Origin of the sequence: Methylobacterium sp. WL116, assembly GCF_008039455.1 — a bacterium.
GTDB lineage: Bacteria > Pseudomonadota > Alphaproteobacteria > Rhizobiales > Beijerinckiaceae > Methylobacterium.
On the sequence record NZ_VRUV01000124.1, the window covers coordinates 1 to 10213 of the forward strand.

At 69.7% G+C, this 10213-nt stretch carries 7 protein-coding genes; 5 read left to right on the forward strand and 2 right to left on the reverse strand.

From position 1 onward, the window contains the following. From FV223_RS11630 to bcsN, 4 genes are all read left to right on the forward strand, one after another. On the forward strand, positions 1 to 2450 hold a 2450-nt coding region (locus FV223_RS11630; RefSeq protein WP_147727197.1), incomplete at its 5' end, for a cellulose biosynthesis cyclic di-GMP-binding regulatory protein BcsB. Next, the gene (locus FV223_RS11635) at positions 2447 to 3577 is read left to right on the forward strand and encodes a glycosyl hydrolase family 8 (RefSeq protein WP_147727198.1); all 1131 of its coding nucleotides are present in this window, start codon (positions 2447 to 2449) and stop codon (positions 3575 to 3577) included. The genes FV223_RS11630 and FV223_RS11635, both read left to right, overlap by 4 nt. Continuing rightward, positions 3562 to 5502 carry a hypothetical protein gene (locus FV223_RS11640; RefSeq protein WP_147727199.1) on the forward strand — a complete coding sequence of 647 codons (1941 nt, stop codon included), beginning with the start codon at positions 3562 to 3564 and terminating at the stop codon, positions 5500 to 5502. The genes FV223_RS11635 and FV223_RS11640 overlap by 16 nt, the downstream gene beginning before the upstream one ends. Positions 5503 to 5663: 161 nt before the next feature. After that, positions 5664 to 6509, forward strand: a complete 846-nt coding sequence (bcsN, locus tag FV223_RS11645) for a cellulose biosynthesis protein BcsN (RefSeq protein WP_147727200.1) — start codon at positions 5664 to 5666, stop codon at positions 6507 to 6509. A gap of 61 nt (positions 6510 to 6570) precedes the next feature. Here bcsN and FV223_RS30330 read toward each other — a convergent pair whose 3' ends face one another. Then, positions 6571 to 6849 carry a hypothetical protein gene (locus FV223_RS30330; protein ID WP_187276123.1) on the reverse strand — a complete coding sequence of 93 codons (279 nt, stop codon included), beginning with the start codon at positions 6847 to 6849 and terminating at the stop codon, positions 6571 to 6573. 1118 nt (positions 6850 to 7967) lie between these two features. Here FV223_RS30330 and FV223_RS11650 point away from each other — a divergent pair. Next, the gene (locus FV223_RS11650; RefSeq protein WP_243938700.1) at positions 7968 to 8294 is read left to right on the forward strand and encodes a hypothetical protein; all 327 of its coding nucleotides are present in this window, start codon (positions 7968 to 7970) and stop codon (positions 8292 to 8294) included. Between the two features lie 227 nt (positions 8295 to 8521). On the opposite strand, the gene FV223_RS11655 is transcribed toward FV223_RS11650, so the two are convergent. After that, positions 8522 to 9706: a polysaccharide biosynthesis C-terminal domain-containing protein gene (locus FV223_RS11655; protein WP_187276124.1), complete on the reverse strand. Its 1185-nt coding sequence runs from the start codon at positions 9704 to 9706 to the stop codon at positions 8522 to 8524. Between the last annotated feature and the right edge of the window lie 507 nt (positions 9707 to 10213).

Sequence of the window (10213 nt, forward strand, 5' to 3'; positions counted from 1 at the left end):
CCCTGACGATCCCCGGAGCGGACGAGGCGGCACGCCCCCCGCGCCGGGCCGAGGGCCCGTCGCCGGACGGCCCGGAGGCCGGGACGCCGGTCCCCGTGTCGCAGGCCGCCGTATCGCTGCCCCAGCGCCCGCTTCCCGCGACCGGAGAGAGCCTGCGGCTCAGCGGCGAGGAGGACGCCCTGCAATGGCCGGTCTACGTCACGGCCGAGCAGGCACGCGAGCGGCTGCGGCTTCGCGTCGGCTACCTCGCCGCCATCTCGGTGGTCCCGGAAGCCTCGTTCCTGACCGCGGCGGTCAACGACGTCGTCCTCGGCCGTACGCCGATCAAGGCGCCCGGTGCCGTCAAGGTGATCGAGTTCGACATCCCCGCGGGCGTGCTCAAGGCCGGGTACAATGCGATCGCCATCTCGGCGGTCCAGCGTCACCGTGTGGATTGCTCGCTGGCCGCAACCTACGAGTTGTGGACCCAAATCGACCCGTCCTGGACCGGTCTCGTGATGCCGGCGGGTGTCGAAACCGTGCGGTCCCTGCGCGACCTGCCCGCGGTGGCACCGGATGCGCGCGGCCTCGTGCCGCTGCGCGTGGTGCTCCGGAGCAAGCCGGGGTTCTCGACCTTCGAGAAGATCATCGCCCTGGTGCAGCGCGTCGCGCTCGCGGGCCGCTACGCCCACGTCTCCGTCGAGTTCGGGGCACCGCTCCAGGGGCCTGCGGGCCTCAACCTGGTCATCGGCTCGGCCGACGAATTGCGGGATCTGCCCGGCATCGATGCGGCCCAGGCCGCGACGGGGCAGGCGCTCGTCTTCCTCCCGGCCAACGCGGAGCGGGCCGCGACCCTGATCGTGCCCGGCAGCGGAGCCGCCGAGATCGAATCCGCCGGCGGGGTGCTCACCGCCTCCGCCTCGCGCGTCGCCGAAGGCAGCCCGCAGGGCCTGCGCCAGCTCGCGCTCGCCCGCGGCTTGGAGCTCGGCGGCGGCACCACGGTGCCCCTGTCCCGCTTCGGCGTGCAGAATCGCGAGTTCTCCGGGCGATTGTTCCGGACGGGCTTCGACGTGACCCTCCCCGTCGACTTCATCCCGGCCGACTACGGCAAGGCCATCCTGTCGATGGCGGGCGGCTATGCGGCCGGCCTCGAGACCGGCGCGCAGGTCATCGTCGACGTCAACGGGCGCAACGTCGCGAGCGACACGCTCCCCCGCGCCGAGGGCGAGGTCTTCCGCAGCCTGGCGATGCCGCTGCCGCTCGGCCGCTGGCGACCCGGCCGGAACCGTATCGAGATCACGGCGCGGCTGCCGTCGCGGGCCGACCGGACCTGCGAGGACAGCGGGGTCGAGGCGAAGCGCTTCCTGTTCCTCAACGACACGACGTTGACGCTTCCCCCCCTCGCGCGCGCGCTGCGCCTGCCGGAACTCGCGGCGACCGCCAGCGGTGGATTGCCCTACCTTCGGACCGCGCAACGGCCGCGGCTGGTGGTGCCGACGCCGGACCGCGAATCGATGTCGGCCGCCGCCACCATCGCGGTCCGTCTCGCGCTCGCCGCAGGTCGCCCCATCGACTTCGAGATCGGAAACGAGAACGCGCTTCTGCGCAGGGCGCCGACGGTGGTCGTGGCGCCGGCCCGCGCCCTCGATCCGGAGGTGCTGCGCGCGGTCGGGCTCGACCCCGAGCAGATCCGGCGGATCTGGGAGACGCGGGCGACGGCGCTGCCGTCGCCCGCCCAGCCCGATGCGACCCCGGGCCTCAGCCTCGACCGTCTCCGCAACGACGTGCCGCCGGCCTGCGCCCTGCCGGCGTCCGCCTCGCGGACCGCTCTCGTGATGCCGCGCCGCGCCCGGGACGCGGACAGCGACGGCGAGACCCGCGATCTCGTCTCGTCCTGGAGCACCGCGGTGCGTAACCGCGACTCCGTCGGCGACATGCTGTCGAACGCAACGGGCAGGCTCGGCAGCGCGGCAACCGAGACCATGGCCGCGGCGACGGGGTGGCTCACGGATCAGGTGCGCGAGGATCCGGTGACGATCGGCATCGGAGCATCCCTCGTCGTCGGCCAGGGCATGGCGGGCCACGATCCGGACACGGCGATCACCGTCTTCACCGCACCCAACGGTGCCGCCCTTCAAGCCTCCGCCATCTGCCTGAGCGCTCCCGTCGTGTGGAACCAGCTCGAGGGACGCGTCGCCGCCCTCGACGCCAACGACGGTGCCCTGACCACCTTCGCCGCGCGCCAGGGCCAGATCGTGGAGACCGTTCCGCGGACCTTCGAGAACACGCGCCTCGTGCTGGCGGGGTGGTTCTCGACCAATCCCAACACCTTCGTCCTCACCCTGCTCGCGGCGGCCGTCCTTCTCGGCCTCAGCACGCAGGCGATGCTCCGCGGAGTCGGCCGCAGGAGCCAGCCGATCCCCGACGCGCGGCGGGACGCCGACGGGGACGACCGGGAGTCCGACCGATGAGCCCCTTGCGCCGGCGCCTCGCCGCCCTTCTCCTGGTTCCTCTCCTCGCGCTGCCGGCGGCGGCGCAGGCGCCCGCGCCGCCGGACGGCGTCGGTGAGGCATCGTCCCGCCCGGCTGGACCGCCGACGATGTTCAACGCGATCGGCGATATCGGTGCCTGGCGCAGCTACCGGAGCCGCTTCGTCACGCCCGAGGGCCGCGTGGTCGATACCGGCAACGGCCGCATCAGCCACAGCGAGGGCCAGGGCTACGGCATGCTGCTGGCCGTCGCGGCGGGAGACCGCGACGCCTTCCAGCGCATCTGGGGCTGGACCCGAGCCAACCTGATGGTCCGTCCCGACGCGTTGCTCGCCTGGCGCTGGGAGCCGGACAAGCGGCCGGGCGTGGCCGACGTCAACGATGCCACCGATGGCGACATCCTCGTCGCCTGGGCCCTGGCCGAGGCCGCCGAGGCCTGGTCGGACGAGGGGTACCGCCTCGCGGGCCGCCGCATCGCCGTCGACGTCGCGCGGCGCACCGTCCTGTTCAAGGCGGAAGGCGGGCCCCTGCTCCTGCCGGCCATCGCCGGCTTCTCGGCCGAGGACCGGGCGGACGGCCCGGTCGTGAACCTGTCGTACTGGGTGTTCCCGGCCTTTCCGCGGCTCGCCGCGCTCGCGCCGGAGTTCGATTGGGCACGCCTGAATACCGCCGGGCTCGACCTGATGACGCGCGCCCGCTTCGGTACGTCGAGGCTGCCGACCGAATGGATCGCGATGCGCGGCGGCGTGCCGAAGCCGGCGGAGGGCTTTCCGGCGACCTTCTCCTACAACGCGGTCCGTGTGCCGCTCTATCTCGCGATGGCGGGATACGAAGACCGAAAGGCCTACGAACCCTTCGTGAAGCTCTGGTCCGCATCCGGTTCCGCGGGCATGCCGATCCTCGACATCAACAGCGACCAGACGGTGGGCCAGCTTCAGGAGCCCGGCTACGCGGCCGTGGCCGCCCTGGCCGCCTGCGCCGGGACCGGTGCCGCGCTGCCGCCGAGCTTCGCCGAGCCGGCCGTCTCCGAGAACTACTACCCCGCCACCCTCCATCTCCTGGCGCTCGCCGCCGCCAACACGAGGTATCGCTCATGTCTCGGGCGTTGAGACGAGGCGGCGCAGCCCTGTCGCTGCTGGCGGGCCTGAGCCTCGATGTGGCGGGAACGGCGACCCAGGCGCGAGCACAGGGCGCGCCGGACGCGGCGAGCACCGTCCTGCGCGACGACCGGCGCGCGCCGGTGATCCTCGGCGCGACCAGCGCACCGTCGTCGGAGATCGTCGACGAGAGTGGGCTTCGCTACTACGCCGCGCAGCGCCAGAACGAGCGGGTGCAGACCGAGATCGCCCGCCTGCGGCGGCGCTATCCCAACTGGACCGTGCCGACCGACCTCGACACGCTGAAGCCGAGCCCCCCGGAGGAGGCTCCGCTCTGGGACCTCTTCACCGCGGGGCGGGTCAACGAGGTGCGCGCGGCGATCGCCGCGCGGCAGGCGGCCGATCCCGAATGGCGTCCCTCGGACGACCTCGCGCGCAAGCTCAACCGCGGGACCCTGCGCAGCGAGGTCAAAGCCGCTGAGGCGAAGGGCGATTGGGACCGGATCCGCGCCCGCGTCGACGCCGCACCGGACACCCTGCGCAACCTCGACATCGACATCGCCTGGACCGTCGCCGAGGCCTACGCGCGCACCGGCTACACGGCCCAGGCCGTCAACGCCTACCGCACCATCCTGACCGGTCAAACCGACACCGCCCTGCGGCTCGCCACCATCCAGAAGGCGATGGCCAACCTGCCGATGGCACAGGTCGAGCCGCTGCTCGCCATGGGCCATTCCGCCGCCGACGGGAGCAGCGAGTTCCAGGCGATCCGCCCCGACGTCACGCGGGCACGGATCGCGGCCGTGCTGCACGAGGAGCCGGCCGGGAAGATCGAACCGGCGGACCTCGCGGCGCTGAGCGACGCCGTGCGCAAGGCGGCGGACCCCGCCGAGCTCAGCCTGCTCGGATGGTATGCCTATCACCGCCGCCAGTTCCGCGAGGCGCTCGACTGGTTCAAGGCCGCCATCGCCCGCGGGGGCGATGCGCGGATCGCGACCGGCCTCGCCCTCTCGCTTCGCGAGCTGGGGCAGGAGCGCGAAGCCGAGGAAGTCGCCTATGCGTGGCGTGGCCCGTCCGTGACCAACGCGGCGCTCTACCTCGACATGATGGGACGCCGGCTGACACGGCCGCCGGTCGCGGCCGTCGATCCCGCCCGCCTCGACCGCTTCGCCAAGCTCGTTCTGATGATGACCTCCGGCGAGGGTGCGCAGGCGTTGGGCTGGTACGCCTACAACGCTTGCCAGTTCGAGGCCGCCGCGGACTGGTTCCAGCGTGCGAGCGCGTGGAAGCCCCAGGAAGCCGCCGTTTCGGGCTACGCGCTCACCCTGAGCCGCCTGAAGAAGACCCGCGAGTTCCTCGAGGTGGTGAACCGCTACGATGGCCTGTTCCCGACGGTGGTGGATCTGGTCTTGCCGGCGCCCGACGCCCAAGCATCGGGACCCTGCGACCCCGTCCGCGACCCGCCGGCCGCGCGGGCAGCCGCCGCCGCTCAGGTTCGCGTCCCCAAGCCGGTCCCGGCGACGGTCCTCGGCCGGGCGTTGCCCGTGCGGCGCGGCGAGTTTCCCTTGCCGGTCGCCGCCGAGAATCCGTTCCGCTTCCCCGAGCCGTCCGAACGTGGCCGCGAAGCGGACTTTCTGCGCGACGCCAAGGCGCTACAACCTCTGATTGCTCGTCGCGTGCCCGGTGTCCCGGCGATGCCCTACGAACGTTACGGCTTCACCCTGCTGCCGGCCTGGAACGGCATGGACCGCCCGACGTCGCAGGCTGCGCTGCCGCTGCCGCCCGCCGGCACGCTGGCCCATGCGGATGCCCCGAACCCGACGCAGGGGGACCCATCCCGCACCGCCGAGGCGCACGACGGCGATCGGTTCGGTCCCTTCGACACCGCGTCCGACAGATCTCGCACCGATTCGCGCAGCACGGGACTGGACCGATGATCCCGTTCTCATTCCCCGGTGTCGGCCGGCCTCTGCGCCGCTCCGGCAGCATCCTGCTGTTGACCGGTCTCCTGGCGGCCTGCAACACCGCGCAGGAGGCGCGCGGGCGGGTCGCGTTCGTCGCGACGGCCTACGCCTCCGGCGAAGGATCGCCCCAGCGCGTGCCGCTCGTGTCGCTCCCCGATGCCGGGTCGGCCGTTCTCGTCGACGAGTCCCGCCGCCGTGGCGCCCTGCATCAGAAGATCGTCTTCGGCCGCGATGGCAGCAGCCGGGCCGACCTGAGCTTGGGGACCGCCGGCTCGGGCATTTCCGGCATGGCCAAGCCGACGCGGCTCGGAATCGCCGCCGAACTCGCCCAGCTGCCCGACGGGCCGTACCGCGTGTCGCGTGAGCCGGCGCGCAACGCCTATGGCCCGGTGGGCGTCGCGCTGAACGGGCGCTGCGCGTTCGCGTGGCAATGGATCGAGGATTTGCACGGCATCGGATTGGGCGACACGTCGGAGATGCCGGGCCGCATCTCCGCGTCGCTCAGGGTCCATCATTGCAGCCGCGGCTCGTCCGAATCCCTGATCCGCGACTTGTCCCGCCTGCGCCTGGGCGCGGCTCTTCCCGAACGGATCGCCCGGGCGCCGCGACGCGCACGCCCAGCACGGGCGCCGGAGAAGGTGCAGGTTTCCAGCACGCCGGACCCCGTCGCCACGATGACGCCGCCCGCGGTCGCCCGTCCGCTCGTCACCGTCAATGGCAGCCGGACCCTCGTGAGCATCCCGCCGGATCGGGGCACCGCGGACTATGCTGTCGATTCCGGTCGCCCGGTGGTGCCGAGGCCGGGCGCTGCCGGATCCGAGGCGCTCGATCAGCCGCGCTACCTCACCGATCCTGCGCCGGCACGCCCATCCTCGAGCGCCCCGGCGACGCAACCGCCCCCCAGTCGACGCGACGCCCTGTCGACGGACCTTCCGGCGCAAGCCTATCGCGGGCCGACCCCCCCGCCGTTCGGTTGGTGAGGCCACCGACCACGCTTTCGAAGAAGACGAGGGCGGCCTAAACCGATTCCGGCCCGAAACGTCAGTATCCGATACGGGCGACATCGACAGGGAATCCCTGCCGTGTCGTCCGTGTCCGATAGCAGATGTAGCCGTAGGGACCGTACCATCGGCTGCCGTTCCAGCACGGACGCTGGAGCGGTCGCAGTTCGATGATGCCCGGCCCCGCCCAGCCTGCCGAGGCGTAGATCGGGGCGGCCCGCGCGACAGGCTGATCGATCGGCTGTGCGCTCACCGCGGATCCGAACAGCGGCGTCAGGCAAAGGATCGATAGGGCGCGTCTCATGTTGCTTGCATCCATCGTGGATGATCCTTCGCCTGAGATTTTCTCGTCAACGCTCGGCGCCCATGGATGTTCGACGTCGGTTGCATCGGCAAATCAGCGGTTCCGTCTTCGCGATCGATGTTCCCGACAGACTCGGAAGCTGAAAACTCATTCTTGGTCGCGCGGCGAAGGCGGGGCGAGCGGATGGCACGGAGCCGCTTGGTTCGGCTGGTCGGAGGATGAGCTCGGGCGAAGGCGAAGGATGGCTCGGCGACGCATGCGGACGGACGGTGTGGCGACGCTTCCGCCATTGCCCCATCACGGAAACCGACCTCCTCGCGCGTGCAGGACAGCACGGTGTGAGCCGTCCTCCCGCGTTCCGCTGTTCGGGCTCGAGCCATGCGGTCGCTCTATGCGAAAGGCCGAAGCTCGAGGCGGGGAGGGATGTTGAGCGTCACCGCGACTGTGACGCCGGGCGCGATCTCGCTTCAGGTTTGCCGGGTCACGTCGGGACCGGAGGAGTTCGCGAGCGGATCACGCTCGCGATCAGCGATGTGAAGCCCCTTCCGATCGCGCTGAGTCGCGCCGGGCGCCCACGTCCCGGTGAGGGCCACCCGTGCTTTCCCGCCTGCGTCGCGGACGAGGTCGACGCGTCGCCTCGGCAGAGTGTCCCGGTCCGCGAGCCATGGCCGGTCTTCTCGATCGGCCCGGGAAAGCCCGTCGATCAGGTCGAGCGGTACTCCCAAAGCCCAACTCCATCACTTCCGCGTTCTGCGGTAAGTATTGCGCGTCGTACCAGAGTGGTCCTCTGCCTGGCTCATCGCGTTCGGCAAATCAGAATTCATGCCTCCGGCGCGTGCGGAAAGCCGTCTCTCCCTATTTGGTCGGGTCCGTTCGAATGCGATACTCAACGAGCTTGCGAAGCACCGCCCGAACGTGCTCTCGAACCTGTCTGCATCTGATGTCGTCGGCCTCTGACCGAGGCCCATCCTGCGGTGCGGCTTCAGTAGGCACGATTTTCACGTCCTCATATGGAGACAGGTCGCGGCGACTACGTCCTAAGCCGTTCGGCGCAGGCAACAATAGATACGCCAACTTGCGGGCAAAAATTTCATCAAAATACGTAGGCCGCTGTCGGATGCGCGCTTGTGCAGATGCGGATGGCGACATGGTTAAGCCGTCCTGATGCGCAACGCGGCAAAGTCGGCTGTTTACGACTCGGTAACGAGCCTGGGGCCAAAAAATTTGAAACTCGGGAGGTCGGTTTGCCGCAACGCTTTCGCTTCGATCTTGAGAGCAGCCACATCGCGATCCGGGACGAAGCCGGCGTGGAAGCCGACAGCCTCGATCAGGCGATCGAGCAGGCGGAGGCTGGGATCGAGGAGATGCGGGCGAGCGGTGAAATGCCGCCTTCCAGCGAGACCTGGGAGTTGGTGATCCGCGACGAGGACGGCGTTGAGCTGAAGCGTCTCCCCGTCTAACCCTTGCCGACGGATAGGAAGCGCCGATCCTCGCTTGCTGCGGTGCCTGCGGACGAGAGAAGGCGTCCCGCCGGGAAGGGCGTCCCCCGCCGGCACCAATGCAACACCGCGTCGGCGAGCGGCGGGGTTGCCAAGGAGCGCCGGACACGGTGCCGGTCGCGGCAAGCGTCAAGCTCGCGACCGCCCATGGGGCGGCTCGGCCGGCTTCGGCAGGGGCCCGTGTCTCGTCAGATGACCTGTCCGACACGGTCCTCGAGAAGCATCCTCTTCAGGATCATGTGGCTGGCGACCAAGCGCGCGATTGCCGAGATCAGCGTCGCCAAGGCTGCACCCATCACGCCGTGGAGGATGATCAGCGGGAGGCCGACGACGATCGATATCGCCACGCCGATGCCGTTGATCACGACAGCGGTTCGCGGGGCATCGATCCCGTGCAGGAACGAGCAGACCGCCTCGGTCGCGTAACCGGCCATGAATGCGAGGACGAGCACCCTCACAGGGCCGGTGAGGTCGAGATAGGATGAGCCGGCACCGTAGAACGCCGACAGGATGAGCCGCGGCTCGATCAGCGCGCTGCAGTACAAGGCGAAGATGACAGGCGCACCCAGGAGGGCGCAGTTGCGTGCCGCGTTCCAGGCGCTGGATCTCCCGGACAGGTGCGCCCGCGCCGCGAGTTGCGGGATCAGGTTGAGCAGCGCGAACAGGACCGGGTTTGCGACGTTCAGGACGTTGAGCGCCGCCTGATACGATGCCGTCGAGCCGGCACCGTAGGCGAGGGCGAGCGTCCAGCTCAAGATCTGAAAGCGCGTGATGCCGAGCACGTTGCTGGTGAGCGAATACCGCCCGATGTGCCAGAAATCCTGCCAGGTCCCGGCGAGCCCCGCTGCATTCGGCAGGGTCAATCGGGCTTGGCGCGCCTGAACGCAAGCCGCGACGGCCGACGTCAGCGCCATCACCCAGAAGATCGCGGACATGGACAGAGATTCGACGAACCAGAACAGCGATACGACCACCGAGGTTTGGCCGAGGTAGCTGATCGCGTCACCGAGGATGGCGTCTCGAAACCGTAATTCCGCGAACAGGGCGCGGCGGCAATACTCCTGGAACTGCCAGCACAGGAAGTAGGCGATGGCGGCCAGGGCCAGATCCGCACGTCCGTTGGCGAGGTTCACGACCGCGAGGCCGATGCAGAGCGGGATGCTGAGCGGTACGAGGATCAACAAGCTCGTATGGATCAGCGCCCTGCTCTTGTCCGGGAGCGCGACGCTGCATCTGACGGTCATCGGATAGAAGACCAGCGTCGTGTTCACGACCTGCAACAGGAACAGCACGCCGAACAGGATCGAAACGTGCCCATACTCCGATGGTGGAAGATGGCGCGCGAGCATGATGTTGAGGACGAAGGTCCCCAAGCTGACGATCGCCTGATCGATCAGAGGATATCCGGCACCGGTCGAGCGCGCCTTGATCCAGGTCGTCTCGATCCTCGATCGCCATGTCTGCCTCGAAAGCCCGGTGTGAAGCGCTGGGGGATCGCCGACGGCGGAGGCGGACGGATCGGATGCTGGCGGCATGGCTGGAACCCGTGCGGGACGCGGTGACCGGCGTCCTGTCGGCTCGACGTCTCCGTCGAACGATCTGCCACGATGCCGCGTCACGACCCCCGCGACCGAGGTCCGGGGCGGCTCGAACCGAGGTCGGCGTCGTGATGTCTTCGAACGACGATGATGATCGACAGGCAGGAACGCGTCCGTTCATGCTGGGAGCTCGAGCACGGACGGAGCAGCGGCGATGACCTGACCGGCTGGCTTTGGACCGGGCTGATTGAGAGGATCAGCCAGGACCAAAGGAGTTGGACATGCGGCGAGGCCAGAAGACGAACGCGGAGCAGGTCGTGCTCAAGCTGCGTCAGATTGAGG

What these genes read in the sequence shown, in the direction of transcription:
- FV223_RS11640 (WP_147727199.1), top strand. Translation starts at nt 3,562, where the DNA reads ATGTCTCGGGCGTTGAGACGAGGCGGCGCAGCCCTGTCGCTGCTGGCG.
- FV223_RS11635 (WP_147727198.1), top strand. Translation starts at nt 2,447, where the DNA reads ATGAGCCCCTTGCGCCGGCGCCTCGCCGCCCTTCTCCTGGTTCCTCTC.
- FV223_RS30330 (WP_187276123.1), bottom strand. Translation starts at nt 6,849, where the DNA reads ATGGATGCAAGCAACATGAGACGCGCCCTATCGATCCTTTGCCTGACG.
- FV223_RS11650 (WP_243938700.1), top strand. Translation starts at nt 7,968, where the DNA reads ATGCGGATGGCGACATGGTTAAGCCGTCCTGATGCGCAACGCGGCAAA.